At 46.2% G+C, this 19381-nt stretch carries 20 protein-coding genes; 14 read left to right on the top strand and 6 right to left on the bottom strand.

The genetic code is table 11. From position 1 onward, the window contains the following. Positions 1–51: 51 nt before the first annotated feature. Positions 52–192, bottom strand: coding sequence for a hypothetical protein (locus tag HP401_RS12500; RefSeq protein ID WP_016743472.1), 141 nt, complete (start codon positions 190–192; stop codon positions 52–54). A 101-nt stretch (positions 193–293) separates the two neighbouring features. On the opposite strand from HP401_RS12500, the gene HP401_RS12495 reads away from it, so the two are divergent. Further along, a complete protein-coding gene (locus tag HP401_RS12495; protein WP_254457061.1) occupies positions 294–602 on the top strand; it encodes an iron-sulfur cluster biosynthesis family protein in 309 nt (102 codons plus the stop codon). On the opposite strand, the gene HP401_RS12490 is transcribed toward HP401_RS12495, so the two are convergent. The 4 genes from HP401_RS12490 to HP401_RS12475 form a co-directional block, all read right to left on the bottom strand. Further along, entirely contained in the window at positions 603–1052 is a 450-nt protein-coding gene (locus HP401_RS12490; protein WP_173605226.1) for a DUF441 domain-containing protein, read from the bottom strand. A gap of 113 nt (positions 1053–1165) precedes the next feature. Beyond that, the gene (locus tag HP401_RS12485; protein WP_015891565.1) at positions 1166–1477 is read right to left on the bottom strand and encodes a YfhH family protein; all 312 of its coding nucleotides are present in this window, start codon (positions 1475–1477) and stop codon (positions 1166–1168) included. Between the two features lie 383 nt (positions 1478–1860). After that, entirely contained in the window at positions 1861–2484 is a 624-nt protein-coding gene (locus HP401_RS12480; RefSeq protein WP_173605225.1) for a cell wall hydrolase, read from the bottom strand. A gap of 227 nt (positions 2485–2711) precedes the next feature. Further along, positions 2712–3407: a peptidylprolyl isomerase gene (locus HP401_RS12475; RefSeq protein ID WP_015891563.1), complete on the bottom strand. Its 696-nt coding sequence runs from the start codon at positions 3405–3407 to the stop codon at positions 2712–2714. Positions 3408–3533: 126 nt separating this feature from the next. Between HP401_RS12475 and HP401_RS12470 the strand changes: the two genes are divergently transcribed. From HP401_RS12470 to HP401_RS12435, 8 genes are all read left to right on the top strand, one after another. After that, on the top strand, positions 3534–4691 hold the full coding sequence (locus tag HP401_RS12470) for a trans-sulfuration enzyme family protein (RefSeq protein ID WP_173605224.1): 1158 nt from the start codon (positions 3534–3536) through the stop codon (positions 4689–4691). Between the two features lie 137 nt (positions 4692–4828). After that, on the top strand, positions 4829–5383 hold the full coding sequence (locus tag HP401_RS12465; RefSeq protein ID WP_015891561.1) for an RNA polymerase sigma factor: 555 nt from the start codon (positions 4829–4831) through the stop codon (positions 5381–5383). Further along, positions 5380–6456 carry a TolB family protein gene (locus HP401_RS12460; RefSeq protein ID WP_173605223.1) on the top strand — a complete coding sequence of 359 codons (1077 nt, stop codon included), beginning with the start codon at positions 5380–5382 and terminating at the stop codon, positions 6454–6456. Before HP401_RS12465 ends, HP401_RS12460 begins: the two co-directional genes overlap by 4 nt. A gap of 14 nt (positions 6457–6470) precedes the next feature. Beyond that, a complete protein-coding gene (locus tag HP401_RS12455; protein ID WP_173605222.1) occupies positions 6471–8699 on the top strand; it encodes a hypothetical protein in 2229 nt (742 codons plus the stop codon). After that, positions 8693–9625, top strand: a complete 933-nt coding sequence (locus tag HP401_RS12450) for an ABC transporter ATP-binding protein (RefSeq protein ID WP_064199165.1) — start codon at positions 8693–8695, stop codon at positions 9623–9625. Before HP401_RS12455 ends, HP401_RS12450 begins: the two co-directional genes overlap by 7 nt. Then, on the top strand, positions 9622–10488 hold the full coding sequence (locus tag HP401_RS12445; protein ID WP_173605221.1) for an ABC transporter permease: 867 nt from the start codon (positions 9622–9624) through the stop codon (positions 10486–10488). Before HP401_RS12450 ends, HP401_RS12445 begins: the two co-directional genes overlap by 4 nt. After that, positions 10478–10690 carry a hypothetical protein gene (locus HP401_RS12440; RefSeq protein WP_016743483.1) on the top strand — a complete coding sequence of 71 codons (213 nt, stop codon included), beginning with the start codon at positions 10478–10480 and terminating at the stop codon, positions 10688–10690. Before HP401_RS12445 ends, HP401_RS12440 begins: the two co-directional genes overlap by 11 nt. A gap of 139 nt (positions 10691–10829) precedes the next feature. After that, positions 10830–11138, top strand: coding sequence for a DUF1292 domain-containing protein (locus HP401_RS12435; protein ID WP_173605220.1), 309 nt, complete (start codon positions 10830–10832; stop codon positions 11136–11138). Between the two features lie 68 nt (positions 11139–11206). On the opposite strand, the gene HP401_RS35610 is transcribed toward HP401_RS12435, so the two are convergent. Then, entirely contained in the window at positions 11207–11584 is a 378-nt protein-coding gene (locus HP401_RS35610) for a YflT domain-containing protein (RefSeq protein ID WP_016743484.1), read from the bottom strand. Positions 11585–12116: 532 nt separating this feature from the next. Here HP401_RS35610 and HP401_RS12425 point away from each other — a divergent pair. The 5 genes from HP401_RS12425 (at position 12117) to HP401_RS12405 (ending at position 18638) form a co-directional block, all read left to right on the top strand. Beyond that, positions 12117–14087 carry a DNA gyrase/topoisomerase IV subunit B gene (locus HP401_RS12425; RefSeq protein WP_015891554.1) on the top strand — a complete coding sequence of 657 codons (1971 nt, stop codon included), beginning with the start codon at positions 12117–12119 and terminating at the stop codon, positions 14085–14087. A gap of 2 nt (positions 14088–14089) precedes the next feature. Then, entirely contained in the window at positions 14090–16633 is a 2544-nt protein-coding gene (gene parC / locus HP401_RS12420) for a DNA topoisomerase IV subunit A (RefSeq protein ID WP_173605219.1), read from the top strand. 16 nt (positions 16634–16649) lie between these two features. Beyond that, positions 16650–16970: a hypothetical protein gene (locus HP401_RS12415; RefSeq protein ID WP_173605218.1), complete on the top strand. Its 321-nt coding sequence runs from the start codon at positions 16650–16652 to the stop codon at positions 16968–16970. A 190-nt stretch (positions 16971–17160) separates the two neighbouring features. Beyond that, positions 17161–17808 (top strand): nitroreductase family protein, encoded by a 648-nt coding sequence (locus HP401_RS12410; RefSeq protein WP_173605217.1) that lies wholly within the window; start codon positions 17161–17163, stop codon positions 17806–17808. Positions 17809–17957: 149 nt separating this feature from the next. After that, positions 17958–18638, top strand: a complete 681-nt coding sequence (locus tag HP401_RS12405; protein WP_064199171.1) for a metallophosphoesterase family protein — start codon at positions 17958–17960, stop codon at positions 18636–18638. The last annotated feature ends 743 nt before the right edge of the window (positions 18639–19381 follow it).

The raw sequence follows: 19381 nt of genomic DNA, 5'->3' as shown, positions 1-19381 counted from the left end.
TTGTTTTTTCACATGGAAAAAAGCAGGTCCACTGGGCGACCCGCTTTTTATTCAACCAATCATTTCTAGTACGAGAAGCCGAACGAGTAGTTTTTCCTTGGCTTCCTCCCACGTATTCGCAAAAATGACAACGAGCTCCGATTGGAACTCCGTTTCCGCGACAAAAATCCCATCTTGTTCGTAGATGTTCATAGATGATCGTCCTTTCTGCTGCCTTTCAAGCATTGTATGCTATCATGAAAGAGATGATGCATTCAACATGCTGGAAAATCATGAGAAGGGTGGCATCAAACATGATAGTAAAAGTGACAAAAGAGGCGGAAGAACGTATGGCCAGTACAGATAAGCCCATTCGGATCAACGGTGAGTTAGTCGGTGGTTGCGGGATGAATGTAGAGTATGCGTTGTGGTGGGATAGCCAAGGTCCCGAGGATAAAGTCTACCAGGTCGATTCTTTGACGTTTCTGCTAGATCGCGAAACGATCGCCTATATCGGATCTGATCTGCTTACGATTGATTATCGTGCACAGCAAGGCTTCCGCATGGTTACGCCACAACAAATTTTGGCCTACGGTCTTCAGCTAAAAGAGCGCTGGAGTTAATCACTTCGGTAGAAATTGCAAGATAAAGGCGAGAATCCCTGCTGCAATTAAAGGACCGACTGCAACACCTCGGAAAAAAGTGACACCAGCGATTGTACCTAGCAAAAGGCCAGTAACGATCAATGGATTATGGGACATCAAGACCGTTCCTTTTCCCGCTAGGTAGGCCACAAACATACCGACGGCGACGGCCAGCAGCGAATGCCAATTTGTAAAAATCTCCAAGATAGACGAAGGATTAATTTTGCCGCTTGCCAGCGGAGTCATGATGCCAATCGTCAGTATAATGATCCCGAGCTGTAATCCATGCTGCTCGAGTAGAGGGAAATATCGTTCCAATGATAGGAGCCTCATTAAAAGAAGAATCGCAACGGCAATGGATACGGTTGCGTTGTTTCCGATAACACCGAGCGCAAGAAGTACCAAAAGGATGATAGAAATCCAGTCCATATGCGGGTTGGCTCCCTTTCGTTTTTCTTAGTATATCCATCTGTTGCGGCATGTGCCCGGGCAAGAAAAAAGAGATCGGCATGCACAAGTGTGCGAGTGCCGATCTCTTTTTTCTAGTCGAACCATAGTTCGAGCATTCCTACTGGAAAACCTGTCTGCTCGTCCGAATCAGGGAAACGTCCCCAAGCAAAGACGCCGTTGAAATAATCGATTGTAAACGGCTGATCGTAATCAGGCACGCTGTATTTGCTGCCGATTCGGAACTCACTTGTTCCTAAATAGTACGATTTCGCCATAAAGTACTTTTGTGTAATGATAGCAAGCTGTGAGTGATCACCAAGCTTCTTTTTCTCTTTCGCTTCTACGTGCAGGCGCTCCATTTCCTCCTGGAGCTCTGCGAGTGTCATTTGACTGTACAAACGCAACGGACTGCCCCCTTTCCATACAGGTATATTGTAGCAAAAGACAAGGTGTTATGTCTGTATACGGGTTTGAAAATAAAAAAGGGGCACTCCCAGTTGGGAATGCCTAATTATTGGGGGCGATTGAGAAAAAGAACGACTGATTGTTCTATGACTGGTTTGCTCTCACCCAAAACAGTCAATCAATCAAAGCTATTAGCGTAGGCATACTCAGATTGAATGATCGATCTAAACATGCTTACGTTAAAAAGTCATCCAAAGAAGATAATCGAACTTTTTCTCAATGCGTTGAAAAAGTGCTTACACGTACAACATAGCAAGCAAAAGTAAAACATCAATTAAATAAAAATAAAGTATTATTAAATCTTTTTTCTGTGAGTAACGGGTTAACGAGCAAAACGATGGTTACCGATCTCAACCGTTACAGGACGTGACCAAATCCACTTGGATTTAGCTGTATCCGGGTTAAAGAAGTACAGGGAACCGTTGCTCGGATCCTTTCCATTTATTGCGTCCTGAACCGCTTTTCTCGTACTTTCATTTAATTTATGTGTCAAATTGCCGTCATGGACAGGCGAAAACGCATTGGGAGCATAAATAACCTCCCGTACCGTATGTGGAAAATCATCTGAAGCAACCCGATTCAATACAACGGCAGCAATCGCTACCTGTCCTTCATACGGTTCTCCCCGGCCTTCCGCATAAACTAACCGGGCGAGCAGTTCCATATCCCTCTCCGAAACTTTCACTTTTCCATTGCGAACTACTCTGGGGCGACTATCACGACTAACCTGTACAGACTCGCGTTTTACTGCTGTAGCAGATAGGGTTGATTTCTTTTCCTTCTTTGAAACTTGTTCCGATGGCGACGTTGTACTATCGAGAACAGGGAGGATTGGTACCGGTTGTGGTGCCATTGCACTTGTCGGTGTGACAAATAAGAATAACAGCATCAATCCAAAACTGTTCAAAAAGAAGAAAAAGCGCGTTGGCGCTTCTCGTGACAACATGGTGTGAACCACTCCTTTTCGCTTTTTGCGTTTTGATTGCGGAAGCGAATCAGGTCTTTTGCAAGTCTATCGGTCTTACTGGAGTGGTTCAAGAGGGAAATGGTACCAAAGAACTATTTACAAAATAACATTCCTTATGAAAGTGTTTTCATGAACAGATGCTTCCTCGGTAAAAAAGCCACTTTCCCGTTGAGGAAGTGGCTTTCGTGTGCAGCTTCAGGCTGCTCTTATTTTTCTGTAATTGCAATGGATTTAATGGTAATCGTTTGCTCTGGAACACTTGGTTCACCCGTTTGTGGGTTTTTCTTTACTTTTGTTCCGGCAATTTTTTGAACAACATCCATGCCACCCGTGACTTTTCCGAAAATCGTGTAGTTCGGAGAGTTGTCCAATCCTGTCACGTCAGGTCCAGAACCAATGAAGAATTGGCTACCATTTGTGTTTTTACCGGAATTCGCCATGGCAACCACGCCTGGTTCATATTTATGACCATTTTTCAATTCGTCTTCAAACGTGTAACCTGGACCACCCATGCCAGATCCCAATGGATCGCCTGTTTGAATCATGAAGTCTTTGATGACGCGGTGGAACTTAATGCCGTCATAGAACTTGTCCTTTGCGAGGAAGACGAAGTTGTTGACAGCAATGGGGGCATCTTTTTCAAACAGATCGATCGTAATGTCTCCCATGGAAGTAGATATTTTTGCTTGATAATCTTTTGCTTTGTCAATCTGCATAGCCGGAGCCTTCTCGTATTTCTTCTCTCCGGTTGGACCCGGTGGGTTAGCTGGCTCTTTGGATGCTGGTTTCTCTGCTGGCGTAGTCGGTTGATTAGGAGCGGCTTGATTGCTTCCTGTAGAACAACCCGTAACCAAGGCGATTGCCGTCAGACATGTGAACAGAGTTGTCATCATTTTTCTCATCTTATGCACCTTCCTTTGTATCATATCGTTGGGTGGTTCGGTTTCGAATTATAACACAAATCGTCGAGCATTTGCCAATCCGCTAGTTTCCTTTCCAATCTCGCGTGGTATGATTGGGAGAAAAGGGTGATCAATGTGGCAGAGCGATTTGAGACCAAAACGGTACATATCGGACATGACCCTTTGCAGGGAGTAAAGAGCAAAACGACACCGATTTATCAAACCTCTGTTTTTGCCTTCGAAGGCTTGGAAGAAGTAGAACAATACTACGGCGGCGAAGGTGAATACTTGTACACCCGAAATGGAAATCCCAACCAGACTGAGCTAGCTCATGCAATTGCAGCTTTAGAAGGCGCCGAGGCAGGTGTCAGTGCTGCCTCCGGTATGGGAGCGATCATGGCGGGTTTACTTGCCGTTCTTTCCCCTGGCGATCACGTTCTGGCATCCCATGAAATTTATGGGGGTACCTATGCTCTACTGCATAAGGAGCTGTCGCGGTTTGAAATCGAGCTTGGATGCATCCAGCTTGGGCAAACGACAAAGCTTGCTGATCACGTTCGCCCGACGACGCGGCTGTTTTTCGTGGAGAGCATCACCAATCCGCTATTGACGGTTGTAGATTTGCCATACTGGATCAAGGAAGCAAAAAGACTTGGCTTAACCGTCATGGTGGATAATACGTTTGCGACCCCGTATTTGGTACAACCCGTTTCATTCGGAGCAGATCTTGTCGTGCACAGTGGAACCAAATACATAGGTGGACATAGCGATGTGACGTCAGGTGTTTTGGTTGGATCACAGGCGATAATCAAGCGTGCTACCGAGATCGTAGTCAACTACGGTGCGTCCCTCAGTCCTTTTGAGGCTTGGTTGACATCGCGGGGTTTGAAAACACTGGCAGTGAGAATGGAGCGTCAATGCGATAATGCCAGTCAGATTGCTGCGTTTCTTCGTGATCATCCTGCAGTTGCACGGGTGTATTACCCAAGTCCTACGGAGACCTTCTTTTTTTCAAGGCAAAAACAGGGAGCAATGATATCCTTTGCTCTGGGAGATGAGACGAAGATTTACGATTTTTACCGGGCACTTGACTGGATCAAGCTGGCTCCGTCTCTGGCAGGTGTGGAGACGAGTGTATCTCATCCAGTTACGACGTCTCACCGTGCTTTTTCTGAAGAGCAGCGCAAGGAAACGGGAATCACGATGGGACTGGTACGGTTATCGGTCGGAATCGAGGCTGTTCAAGACATTCAGATAGCATTAGATGCCGCATTAGGGAAATAATTCAAAAAACTTTGCCACATTATGAAACTTTCTTCCTAAGAAATACGTATTACTTAGTTAGAGTAGTCTCAGAATGCAGTGGAGAAAGTCCATTCTGAGAACATGCTTCAGTCTGGAAGAAACCGAGGAAAACGCAAATGGGAATGGCTATGAAGCAACCATCGGGGCCATCATCCGGAGATTATTATGAATCTCGTCCATTTACGGAACTATATGACGAATATTTTGATCGCGTCAACCGGTATTTACGATGCCGGGTTCAAAGTACGTGGGATGCCGATGATTTGACCACCGTGGTCTTTTTAAAAGCGCTAGAAAAATTCGAGCAATATAGCAGAACAAGTCCATTTGCATCGTGGATTTTTCGTATTGCTCACAATACATATGTGGATTTTATGCGGAAAAACAGGGAGTTTCCGGTTGACCAGGAGGATTTTCTAGGAGCAGAGCCGGACGACACATGGCAGCCGGAACGACAGGCGCTGACGAATGAAGAGATTCGTCTGCTTCGTGATCGTCTGGATTTGTTGTCTCAGGATCAACGAGACGTGTTGATGCTCCGGTACTTTGCTGACCTCAAAATCAGTCAGGTAGCTGAGGTGCTCGGCAAAACAGAATCGAGTATCAAAATGATTTCTTATCGCGGATTACAAAAACTTCAGAAGATGTATGAGAGGGGGGACTCCGAATGAGAGAAGAGGAGAAGCACCCCCAGGATCATCAATCGGATGATCAGACCGTAACCCAGCTCCTAGCCCATTTGAAGCAGATGCGAGGTTCGGTTCCAGTCAATTATCAGCTGAAATCAGACCTGAAAAAACAATTGCTCCAGAAAATGAGAGATCTCGAAGCCAAACAGACTAAGGCCCCAAATGCCGCTCCTAAAAAGCTTGGGAAGTTGGTTTGGAGTGGAATCGCTGTTGCTGCTCTCATCCTTGCCATAGGCGGATTTGTGTGGTGGAACAATTCCTCTCTTGCCGTTCGAGAGCATGAAGTACTTACGCTGCCAGCACAAGCGGCCGTGGAGCTTGTTGATATTGATAGCAAAGCCACTCAGCTCGCTTATATCCATAACAATACAGAGCTGAAAACCATTCCAATCGACGCGGAACTAAAGCCAGTCACGATCAAATTGCCGCCAACCGAAGGCAAATATACGGGGGTTGCGTGGTCTAATTCCGGGAAGAAAATCGCTGTCGTCGAGCAAGATAAAAAATTATCGCGAATATGGATTGTGGAGATGCCGACAAGCTACAGCATAGGAAGCAGCCGATTGCTGAAGGAAGAAGAAGGGGTCGTGTATTCTTCACCAAGCTGGTCTGAACACGATGATTCGCTTGCCTTTACTCGCTCGAAAAATGGCGTCGACGAAATTTGGGTGAGCAGCACAGTTTCGTTCCAAGAGTGGAAGCTTGTAGAAGGCTCTCAGCCTGAATGGTCACCAGATGGAAGCTTGCTTGCCTTCAATAAAGCCGGTGAAGTACAGCTGATGGAAATGCGAACAGGGAAAGTTACCTTGCTTGCAGTGGGACAGTGGGCATCGTGGAGCTCCGATACGAGATTGACCTATACACACCCCGATGGAACACTGATGGAAGTAAACGTGGGTGTAGAGCCTTTTGTGACACGCGAGCTACCATTGCGAAACCAGTCATCGGAAGAGCTGATCAAAGGAAACTGGGCAAACAAAGGTAAGCACTTACTGCTTATCTCACGCCATGATCAACTGCAACAACTGGTTATCTCTTTGGCGTCACGAAAATGAGCGGAGGAACAAGCATGAGATGGAAATGGGTGTTAATCTTTGTCATCACATGGCTTAGCTTTTCGATACGCCCAGCTATGGCAGAGAGCAACGTAGACATACAATTCGAAATACCCTTAAGTGGTATCGTCAAATATGAATCATGGATGAGACTAAACGTAAAGGTAACCAGCCAGGAAAAGGATTTCACAGGATCTGTAGAGTTATCGCAGCGACAAGTCAAAAAAAATAATGAATTGAAACTTCGGCGTCCGATAAAGCTAGAGCAAGGAAAGAGTACAACCGTATACTTTGATATGCCTACCCAAATATTGCTCGATGATTGGTACGTTCAGGTTACGCAAAACGGTCAAGTTGTCAAAAGTGAAAAGCTGCGTATCTCATATCCAACAGACGGACGCACAATTGGGGTGATTAGCGAGGAGGGCAATGCGTTTCATTTCCTTGCCGTCAATCAGTCTCAATCCAAAATGAATCGTCCCTTGTCCGTACAAAATCTAACGGAACAAATGTTACCTGACCAATCATGGATTTACGAAAACATAGACATGTTAGCGCTGGCAGGCAATAGTGGCTCTACAATAAATGATCAGCAGATGGCTGCGATCAAGGAGTGGATCCAGCTGGGAGGAATCGTAGTTGTTTCCGCAGGTCCCAATCAAGATGGGATGATCCAGCGGTTTGCTGATATTCTCCCTGTGGAAGCCGGAAAAGCTGGTAATATCGATCTGCAGCAAGCACTTAGTGAGTATGACATTGCAAAAGTTGCGCCAAAAGGCAGTATTGGTGTATACAACCGTGACTTGCCCTTATTTGTGTCAAAACCATACGGCAGAGGGTTGCTACTATTTGTCAACTATGATGTGACAGCAGAGCCGTTGGCATCGTGGCAATTCAATCCACAGCTGTGGCAGAATGCAATGACCCAGCATGGCGCCAAGAAGATTTTTGAAGAGAAGCTTTTTATGGATCAAATGACCCGGCCTTTTCTAGACTTGAGCAAGAAGATTCCTGAAGTGCAAACTCCTCCGCCAACCTGGATGGTAGCGTTATGGGGCGGATACGTAATTGTACTCGCACCATTGACATACTTCATTCTAAGAAGAATGAGAAAACCTGAATGGGCGTGGGGAGTCATCCCGTTGGGAGGAATTTTCTTGACCGTCGCTATATTCGCGATTGGAAAGCCTGCTGTTGTGAAAACGAGTTCTAGCTACGCCGTAACCAAGATCGATATATTAGATGAGTCTTTGGCTCATGTTCGCTCAGCCGCAACGTTTTTAGGGGTGGATCAGAACGACTATGATGTTCAGCTTGAACCTTCGATCGTTGCTCTGCCCTTGACAGTAGGACGAAATGATTATCGACCAGAGGGACTAATGAATGGCGAGGAGCTTCTCTCTTTCCGTAATCTACCCTATTTGACACCCAAACAGGCAATCGGTATCGGGGTAAAGCACGACATGGGGGCTTTTGATGCTTCCTTGCGAATCAATGAGAATCGTGTGCAAGGGCACGTGAAAAACAATACGGAGTTTGCCTACGATCAAACTTATATTGAAATTGGTTTTCAGCGAATTCCTCTTGGGCCTTTGAAAAAGGGAGAAGAAAAGCAGATTGACAGTGTGCTTGAGCCCCTGTTTATGCCAAGAAAACCACAAGCATCAAACGAATTGCAAACGTTGGAAGAGCGAATCAAAGAAATGAGGGAAAGAGTCGTTGAGTACGAAGAGGGAAATCAGGTAAGTATCATCGGTACAACGACAGAGCCTCTTCCTCTGATGACAATGCAGGTGCCTCACCAAGCACATTACTGGAATGTCATTCAGCAGCCAATTCAATTCCAGCCGAATGAACAAGGCATCGTGACTTTTCCATATGGCTTGCTTGATGCAGAGATGTATGAAACGACAGGGGACTTCGATAGTACTGGATACATTTGGCAGATTGGAAAGGGCAGCATTACGTTTGAGCTACGTGCAGACAAAGCCGCGATCAATATGAAGCGAATTACGGTACCACTGAATCACAGTTCATTTAAGCCTTTCCGGATAGAATACTTCCACCAAAAGAGTGGTAGGTGGATACCTGTTGAGCGTGGGACTAGACTTGTCCTCGACAAAGAACTCCAACAAGTGTTGACGCCAAATCAATCGTTATTGCTTCGTTTTTCCCATAATGGAACGTCACGATTAGCTCTACCAGAGCCAATTTTCCAGGTAGAGGGGGTGCGGAAATGGTAATCGAAACCGTTCATTTAGGAAAGAGATACGGCAATTTGCAAGCGTTGACGGATTTGAACCTTTCCATCGAACCAGGAAAGGTGTTTGGCTTTATTGGTCCAAATGGCGCTGGGAAATCTACCACGATGCTCATTTTGTCTACCCTTCTGGAACAGAGTGAAGGGGAAGCATTTGTCTGTGGCTACAATGTAAGAAAAGACCCTGCCAGTGTGCGCCAGTCAGTGGGATACATGCCCGATTTTTTTGGTGTATATGACAATTTGACAGCGGTGGAGTATTTGGAGTTTTATGCCGGAGCGTACAAAATTCCTGCCTCCAAAAGACGGGCACTCGTAAGTGATCTTTTAGAACTAGTGAATTTGTCTCACAAAGCAGACGCTTTCGTCGACTCATTATCTCGAGGCATGCAACAGCGTCTAGGGTTAGCGCGTTGTCTCGTACATGATCCGGCCGTGCTGATTTTGGATGAACCGGCGTCAGGACTGGATCCGCGTGCTCGTATCGAATTGCGCGAAATTATGAAGCAACTACGCGAAATGGGTAAGACGATTATTATCAGCTCCCATGTTTTGCCGGAGCTAGCCGAGCTGTGTGATGATATTGGTGTCATTGAAAAAGGCAGATTAATTGCGTATGGCTCCGTGCACGAGGTCAGTAATCGGGACACAGGCCAAAGCCGTATGCAACTAAGAGCCCTGCGGAATTTGGACAAAGCGGGACTTCTGTTAGCGAGCTCTCCGTATGTGCATCAATTGACGGATTATATGGGAGGCTTTCGCTTCTACTTTCAAGGGACGGAGCAACAAAAAGCTGAATTGCTTCAAGAACTGCTGGATGAGCAGGTCGCAGTCGTCTACTATGGTGATTCCAAGAAAGATTTAGAAGACGTCTTCTTAGCGATTACGGAAGGAGTCGGTATGGAGTGAGCGACTTCTTGTTCAATCCTCTTTTGGTAAAAGAAATGCGGGAAAGATTCCGCTCGAGAAAGACCATGCTCATTTTAGCGATTTACTTATTTGTCATGGGGGGAATACCGATGGGCTTTTTGCTCATGGATCCCTTAAAGGCCGAATCGTTAGGGGATAACCGGGATCTGTTTCTGATATCTGCGGGGATACACTACGCGATGGTTTGCTTTGTGGCACCTGCCCTGACTGCTGGAGCGATCAGTGGGGAGAGAGAACGCCAGACCTTGCATATTTTGCTGACGACCCAATTGTCGACGCGCACGATTATTTTAAGCAAGCTCATTACGTCTTTGGCGTTCTCTACGCTACTGTTGGTTGCCTCGATGCCTTTGTACAGTATCGTGATGCTGTACGGAAGCGTCTCCCCGGAACAAATGGCCCAGCTTGTCCTTTTTCTCGCGGTGAATATGTTTTTTCTCGGGTCGCTGGGGTTGTTCTGTTCTACTTGGATTAAACGAACGTCGATCTCGACGGTCACCACATACGGTATTGCCTTCTTTTTTGTGGTAGGTACTGGCTTGCTGTTCTTTTTTATCGGTGAGTCCTTGCAACAGGCGCATCCGGAACGGTACGTCAATTCGAATGTTTGGAGCATGTATGAGCTTCAGATGTTGGCAGGGATGAACCCTATCATCGTGTTGTTCGATATTTTAGGCGAGTCGTTCGATCATTCCGATGACATCACTTTTGCACCGTGGTTGTTTTTCTCATGTGTGTACGTGATTCTTTCTTTTGTGCTCGTCATCTGGAGCGCTTATTTGTTAAAACCAATTCGCCGAAAATGGTGGAGTTGGAAGAAACGACCTGTTCGTGTACAATGAAAAAGGTGCGTGGGAAAAGGGAGGTTTTTTTGTGAGCGATCAACAAGTGCAGATCATTGATTTTGAAGAACTGCTTCGTGCGATTGAGAGCCGTCTTGCATCTGCTGGCATGTATGTCAAACGCGAAGCGATCGTGACGATTCTTCAGGCAGAAGAAGCATTTTTGCTTGAAAAAGGTGTTCTTGAAGAGTATAGTGAGTAATCAGCTAACAACCTGCCTCAAGTGGTAGGTTGTTTTTCAGTGACAGGAAAGGCGCAGAGTTATTCGCCTGTTTGCTTCTCCCGGAAAAAAACGGTATGATGGAACAGAGTACGAATATCAGCATAAGGACGTGAACACATTGACAGAAGAGAACAAAGACCTCGAGTTGGGCGATATCATTACATTGGACGATGAAAATGGTGAACCGTTGGGGGATTTCGAAGTATTGGCTATGTTCGACCTGAACGGTAAAGAATATATTGCCTTGGCTGAAGCTGTGGAAGATGAAGAAAGCGAAGAAGATGAAGAAGATGAAGAAGTGGATATCTTCGTATTCCAAGTGGACGGCGGCGAAATGGTACCATTGGAAGAGGACGAGGAGAGCACTGTTTACGCGAAGCTGAACGAAGTGCTGGAAGGCATCGAACTGATTAAAGAAGACAAGTAATCCCGATAGGAATGAAACAAGCCACTGCTGGCGTTAGAACCCAAGCAGTGGCTTTTTCTTGCGGTCGATCAGTCATTCATTTTAATAATGTTATCCTTAAGGTCTCGTACAACGAGAAGGCATGTATAGTCGGTATCTTGCAGTTCCCGAACCAATGCCGAGCATTCGTCTTTTGTAAGACCTAGCTTTTCGAGACGGGTACGGAGTTCTTTACCGCCATTGTCAAAGAAATGCGCCATGCTGTCAATGTGACCGACGGCACTTTCAAAATGGGTGCTGTATTTATAAAAATTGTTTCGTTGATTGGAGTGATTTTTATCAGGATTCCATTTCAAAACCCAGATATCATCACTATTGTATCCGGCAGAATTTAGTGCATGAACGTCAGAAGCTAGCTCAGCATCATACTTATGGAATTTGACAAACGGCTTGGTAGCACTGATCAAAAGTATTCCCCCCTTTTTCGCCTCAGGAATCGATGCCTTACTAGGATGTCCAAAGCTTATGAGCGAATGAATGGAAATACCTGAGGCACGGCGGTGAACGCTAAGAAAGAAACCCATTGACATATTTTCCTTGATCGTAGCAGGATTTACGCAGTGGGGGAAGAAATAGAGAAAGGGAAACAAATGTTTTGGTTTTTCATTTTGACCAATCTTCACCATTAGTGCTACACTAATTAATGGAATATGCTTGTCATGTACAGAACGAATGAGAAACGAGGAATACTGAGAAGAATCGGCCATCTCGCTAGGGGCGAGGTGGCTTTTTTGCCCCATTTTGCTACTAGCGTTGAATACTATGGGAACCATACGGTACAATAGCGATTAAGTGTTCGCTTTTATTAGGAAAACGTTCCTCTCAAGGGGATTGAATCATCTCGGCGTTTCTCAAAAAAAGTGAATACGACGCTAGCCATCAGTAAAAAAGGCATGATCGTTTTTTCTACGTGTCCGAAGAGTAGAGGGGAGAGCGCGATTGAAGGAAACAGAAACACAGCAAACATTAACGTATACGGAAGAAGATATTCAGGTCTTAGAAGGCTTGATTGCTGTTCGAAAGCGGCCTGGAATGTACATAGGCTCCACGGGCTCGCGTGGCCTGCATCATCTGCTGTGGGAAATTGTAGATAACGCCAAAGACGAGGCGCTTGCAGGCGTTAATGATAGCATCATCGTCACTTTGTACAAGGATGGCAGTGTCAGCGTAGAGGACCATGGACGCGGAATTCCAACGGGTATGCACAAGACTGGCCGACCTGTACCAGAAGTTATTTTTACGACGCTCCATGCCGGTGGGAAATTCGGCGGTGGCGGATATAAAAAAAGTGGTGGCTTGCACGGGGTAGGCTCCAGTGTCGTTGTGGCTTTGTCCAAATGGCTTGAGGTCGAAATCCATCGCGAAGGCAAAATTCATAAGCAGCGCTTTGAATATGTTGTGGATGCAAATGGAACGGAGCATGTCGGTAAACCGGTTACCGGTCTTGAAATCACGGGGAACACCAAACGCACAGGAACAACGGTACGTTTTTTGCCGGATGATGCGGTGTTTGGCAATGCTCGCTTTGACTATGAGACGATTCGTGATCGTTTTCGTGAGACGGCATTCCTTCTGAAAAAGCTGCGCATGGTTTTGATTGACGAACGTGGACCTGAAAAGAAACGGGAAGAGTTTTACTTCGAAGATGGCTTGAAATCATACGTTTCTTACTTGAACGAAGGAAAAAATTCACTCCATCCGATCGTTTACTTCGAAGGAGAAAAGGACAATATCTATGTCGAACTGGCTTTTCAGTACAATGACGGCTATGCAGAGACATTGGTGTCCTATGTCAACTCGATTGTAACAACGGATGGCGGAACACATGTCACGGGCTTCCGCAACGGTACGACCCGGATTTTTAACGAATTTGCCCGGAAAAAAGGGTACTTGAAAGAAAAGGACCCGAACTTGACTGGAAACGATTTGCGGGAAGGTTTCCTCGGAGTATTGTCATTGCAAATGGCTGACGTCCAGTTTGAGTCCCAAACAAAAGACAAGCTGGGGAACGAAGAAGCACGGGCAATCGTTGAACAGATTGTTTCCGAAAAGCTAGGCTTCTTCCTCGAGGAAAATCCGGAAATAGGCAAGCTGCTGATTGACAAGGCAGTGCGTTCTGCTGAAATTCGCGAAGAGCTACGCAAACAACGCGAAGCCCTGCGCGGCGACAAGAAAGGCAAAACCGCGAAAAAGCGCAAATCGATTTCGGAAAAGTTCACTCCGCCGCAATACAGAGACTCCAAACGCAATGAGCTCTTCCTCGTCGAGGGGGATTCCGCAGGTGGCTCTGCAAAGCAGGCGCGTAATTCAGAGTTCCAAGCTTTGTTCAGCCTGCGTGGGAAGCCGTTGAACACGGAAAAAGCAAAGCTATCCGAGGTATTGGCGAATGAAGAGTTCCGTACGATCCTCGAGGTGCTTGAAACCGATATTGGCGAAGAGTTTTCCATCGAAAACTGTGCATTTGATAAAGTCATCATCATGTCTGACGCGGACGTTGACGGCTCGCACATTCAAACGCTGCTCTTGACCTTCTTCTTCCGCTACATGCGCCCGATGATTGCAGCTGGTCACTTGTATATTGCGCAACCGCCTTTGTATCAGGTGAAAAAGCAAAGCAAGGGCAAGCAGACTGAGGCGATCTACTGTTGGAGTGATTATGAGCTGGAACAGGCGTTGAAAAAGGTTGGACGCGGTGCTGAAGTGCAGCGCTACAAAGGATTGGGTGAGATGAACGCCGATCAGCTCTGGGAAACAACCATGGACCCTGAGACGCGCAAGCTCATTAAGGTTGAACTGGAAGACCTCGCTCACTGTGAGAAGCTGGTAACCGTTTTGATGGGTGATAAAGTCCCACCACGGCGTGAGTGGATTGAGAACCACGTCACCTTTGAAGTGGGGGAGGATGAATAAGCATGCTGTCCAATCAAATTATTAATCAGAGCTTCGCGGAGATTATGGGAAAGCGCTTTGGGGACTATGCCAATCTGGTTATTCTCTCACGCGCGATCCCAGATGCTCGCGATGGACTAAAACCGGTACAGCGCCGTATTTTGTATGCCATGTACCAAGAAGGCAACACGAACGATAAACCATACCGGAAATCAGCGAAAACAGTCGGGTACGTGATGGGTACCTATCACCCGCACGGTGACTCGGCGATTTACGAAACGATGGTGCGGATGGCGCAATGGTGGAAAATGCGCCAGGTGCTCATTCAAGGCCACGGAAACTTTGGTAGCTTGGATGCAGACCCGCCAGCCGCTATGCGTTATACCGAATCCAGACTGTCAGCATTGGCCAATGAGCTACTGCGTGATATTGAAAAGGATACGGTTACATTCATCCCGAACTACGACAACTCCGCTCAACAACCAGCAGTATTGCCTTCACGGTTTCCCAATCTTCTCGTGAATGGCGCTGCCGGGATCGCGGTTGGTTTTGCAACGGACATCCCTACTCACAATTTGGGTGAAGTCATCGATGCGGCTGTGGCCCAGATGAAGAACCCGAATATCTCGCTGGATGAGCTGATGCAGCATGTCAAAGGTCCAGATTTTCCGACAGGCGGCATTGTTCAAGGGCTGTCCGGAATTCGCAAGGCGTTTGAGACAGGCCGTGGACAATTCATCATTCGCGGGAAGACCCATGTAGAGGAGCCAAAAGGCGGCAAGATCAAAAAAATCGTCGTTTCCGAAATCCCTTACGAAGTGGTCAAGTCAAAGCTCGTTGGCCAAATCGATGAGCTTGTAATGGAGCGCAAAATCGAGGGGGCACTGGCGGTTCGCGATGAAACGGGTCGCAAAGAGGCCGAGCAGAAAAAAGTCCGCATCGTAGTGGATATTCGTAAGGAAGCGGATGAGCAGGCGATTCTCAACTACCTGTACAAAAATACCGATCTGCAAATCTATTACAATTACAACATGAACGTGATTCATGAGGGGACCATCCGTCAGATGGGACTCAAGGCTTTGTTGGGGGCGTACATCGACCACCAAAAAGAAGTCGTCACGAATCGCTGCCAATATGATCTGGATCGAAAGCAAAGCCGCGAGCATATCGTGGAAGGCTTGATTCGCGCCAAGTCCATTTTGCGTCAGATTGTCGATACGATTATGGATTCGGAAGACCGTGCAGATGCCAAGAAAAACATCATGGAGAAATACGGCTTCACCGACAACCAAGCAGATGCGATTTTGAGCATTCAGCTCGCTTCTTTGACACGTTTGGATATCGTCAAGCTGGAAAAAGAATTGGCTACATTAGCAAAAGAAATCGAGGAACTGAAATCGATTTTGGCAAGCGAGAAAAAGCTAATTCAAGTCATTACAGGCGAGCTGAACGAGATCAAGAAAAAATACGCAGAAGAGCGTCTAACAGAAATCCAGGGCGAGATCGAGGAAATCAAAATCGATATTGCCATGCAAATCAATGCAGAGGATTGTATCGTAACCCTGACGAACGAAGGATATATCAAGCGGACAAGCCCGCGCTCCTTCAAATCAGTGGGGGGAACGCTGGAGACATGTGGGGTAAAAGAAGGCGACCGTGTCCGTTATTTCATGGAGACGAATACGTCTCACACTGCTCTCTTCTTTACCCAGGATGGTAAATACTTCGCCACACTGGTTAACGCCTTCCCGGACGATAAGTGGAAGGATATCGGTTCGGCTCTCGTCAATATCATCCCGTTGGAGAAGAATCAGCGGATCGTTGGCTTTACGATCGTAGAAAACTTCAAACAACCGCTGTATGTATACCATGTAAGTAAAAATGGTTTGATGAAAAAGACGGCGTTGTCCGAATACGAAACCAATCGTTCGAGTGCGTTGGTAGCTGCAAAGCTAAAAGGCGGCGATGACGAGTTTATGAATGTATTCGTGGCGGACGAAGTTGGAGCGATACTCGGTGCGACAAAAGATGGAATGGGCATCCGATTCCAGCGAAGTGAAGTCAGCGCAACGGGTAGAGCGTCGAGCGGGGTAAAAGCAATCGCACTTGCTCCTGGCGACGATGTCATCACGATGCTTCCGATTGAGGAAGTCGATTCTCGTGCCTTTAGCTTGTTGACGGCTGAAGGGGTTGTAAAACGCACAGCCATTGGTGCAATCCCACTTCAGGCTCGCGCAGGCAAAGGGGTACAGTTGATTCGTAAACGAAAAAATAACCCGCATGAGCTTGTTGCGATGTTCCTCGAGGAAACGGTTTATGCCTGGACGTCGCAGAACGAATGGACCCTTGTTGAGACAGAGCAAGTGATCGTCAACGAGCAAGGTGGCATTGGCCGACAACTGATCGAGGGTGGGGTAAAAGCAGTTGCTTTTGAAACCATTTTGCCGACGGATGAACCGAAGGACGAAGCGACGGCAAAAGGCCCAGGAGACGGATCTGGCACAGCAGGACAACAGAAAACGTCGAATGTCCAGGCTAATTTGTTCGATGGAGATCATCGTAAATAAAAGGAATGATGAATAGATGGCGTTTGAAGCCTTTGTTTCACCGCTAAGCTGGCAGCAGGTTTCTCTGCTCCTCGATACTGTGCAATATTTCGAAGACGCGCCAAAGCTGCTCTCTCTTCCACAAGAGCAAGGAGCAGCTGTGCCTGTGCCGATTACGTCAGACACATTGAAGGCGATGCTTGGTTGTTTGGACGAAGAGGAAGCATTTAGCCGCAAAGCTTTTTCATTGAGATGGGAAACAGCTGGGGACGAAGCGAGTGGCTTTCTCGTTGTCGAGCTCCCGAATGGAGACACCGTGAGACAGCCAGCCGTTCTATCCGCCTTTTCTCCGGTTTAACAAATAAACGAATAAACGCTTTGGTGACGCGCTCGCATCCATAACAGGATGTGAGTGATTCGCCAAAGCGTTTTTGCATACAAAAAGATTGCCAGTGAATTGGAATATGTGGTACAGTTTGAACACGAGTTATTGCGCAATAAAGTTAGTAACTTACTAAACGGAAACCATATCACTGGAGGATGGAATCATGGAAAAAGTCATCGATCAAAAGGCTTTTAAGGACGTCATTCGGGAGCGTCGTTCCGTACGTCATTACGATCCAACAGCAAAAATCTCGCGGGATGAACTAAAAGAAATGCTGAAGGAAGCAACCTTGGCACCTTCCAGCTCTAACCTCCAGCCATGGCGGTTTTTGATTATCGATGAACAGCCATTGAAAGAGAAGCTGCTCCCCATCGCATTTAACCAAAAGCAGGTGGTAGAGGCTGCGGCAATCATTGCAGTTCTAGCCGATTATGAGGGCTACAAGCAAGCCGGGAGCATTTACAAAAAAGCGGTAGAAGCAGGCTACATGACAGAGGAAGTAAAGGCTACACTCATCGACAACATCAACAAGCGTTATGAAAATCGGGATCGAGCAATCATCAAGGAAATTGCTTTGGTAGACGGAGGTCTCGTCTCGATGCAATTGATGCTCGTTGCCAAGGCAAGAGGGTATGACACGGTGCCAATGGGAGGCTATAACAGCGAGAAATTCAAGGAAGCTTTCCAAATCCCGGATCAATATGAAACGGTCATGCTGATTGCAGTTGGTAAAGCGGCAGAGCCTGGTCATCCGACTACTCGTCTGGACGTAGAAGAGATTACATTCTGGAATGAGTTGCCGAATAAATAAGCATGAAGAAATGGAATAGCCTTGGCCTAATCTGATTTTTGGGCCTTGGCTTTTTTCACGTTTGCAAGCTTTCGAGGGGCAGACATGCTGGCAATCAGGTCAAATGGGGCGTACAATAGAAAGACATGACAGCGAAAGAAGGGTGCAGGATGAAAAGATTGTTGGCAATCAGCGATATTCATGGGGAATTGGAGAAACTGGAATCGTTGATAGAGCAAGTTCAGTACGATCCACAAAACGATCAATTGATCCTGCTAGGTGATTATATAGACCGTGGACCAGAGTCGAAGGGGGTCGTCGAAAAGGTAAAACAACTCCATGCACAAGGGGCAATTGTGTTAATGGGCAACCATGATCATATGATGGTTAAATCATTCGAGCAAGACCCAGTCTTTATCGAACGATGGTTCCGAAACGGCGCACAAAAGACCTTGGCGAGCTATGGTCATACCGCAGCCGATACGGAATCTGGTGCACCAGAAACCTTGGAAATTACTGCTTCAGTCAATGAGCATCTGGAATTTTTGGCTGGCTTAGACAGCTATTATGAAACCGATGATTATATTTTTGTTCACGGGGGTGTCCATCCCGAGACTCCAGTTGCAGAGACTGACCCGTATCTCCTGATGTGGATACGTGATGAGTTCCATAAAGGCTACCAGGGTGAGAAGACCGTAGTTTTTGGTCACACGCCAACCAATTATTTGCACGGTAAACATGATGTGTTTTACGGAGAAAATAAAATCATCGGCATTGACGGAGGTGCCGTATATGGCGGCCGTCTGCATTGCTTGGAGCTTCCCAGCCGAAAGGTTTACTCGGTAGAGTAATCGAACAAAAACAAAAGGCTTTCACTTCTCTTTAGAAAGAGCGGGTGAAAGCCTTTTTGATATACGTCAAGATAAGTTAAGAGTAATATTGTAATGAAATTAATTTAAATAAATTGCAAAAATTAATAATTAAAGGCTTGTCTTCTAATATTTGGGATAGTAAAATATTCCCAACTCACTCATATTCTTATTGTTTACTATCATATTAGCCCACGTGAATATTTGCAAATTAATGACTAATTTCCCCTGCTATACTCACTAAAACGTGACCGTTAAACTAATCGTCGCCCTTATTCCACTACTAGAGAAGACAAAAGTACCAGCCATTTTTAAAAAATCATTGATCGATACATTCATTCCTGGAAAAGGTAAGAATCACCCATCTCATTATGGCGATGGTTTCTTACAGTTTAACACTTCAAGTAAAATCAATTAAAGGGAATATAAGTAAAACTCGTGTATCTGGTCGTTGCATTTCATAGTGCTGAAAGAAAAAGAAGCGGCTGAGCTTTTTCTTCCGGGTAAGTGGCGCTATCGTTTTCGGAAAAAGGTTCCTAATATTCAGAACGAAAAACTACTTTTTTATTTCCCGTACGAGCATACGAGCTGCCCGGAAAAGAAAGCGGGAAACAGGCGATTCGTACAACGAGTCACAGAATGGGGAAATTCACATCTCTTGTATCACGTGGGGAGATCAAAGTAGAGCTCGATGTATTGGGTTTTACAAATGCTAGAGGGAGCAT

It is taken from the genome of Brevibacillus sp. HB2.2, assembly GCF_013284275.1.
GTDB lineage: Bacteria > Bacillota > Bacilli > Brevibacillales > Brevibacillaceae > Brevibacillus > Brevibacillus brevis_D.
Note: the sequence above shows the minus strand (reverse complement) of the source record. Positions and strands in the feature narration are given on the sequence as shown.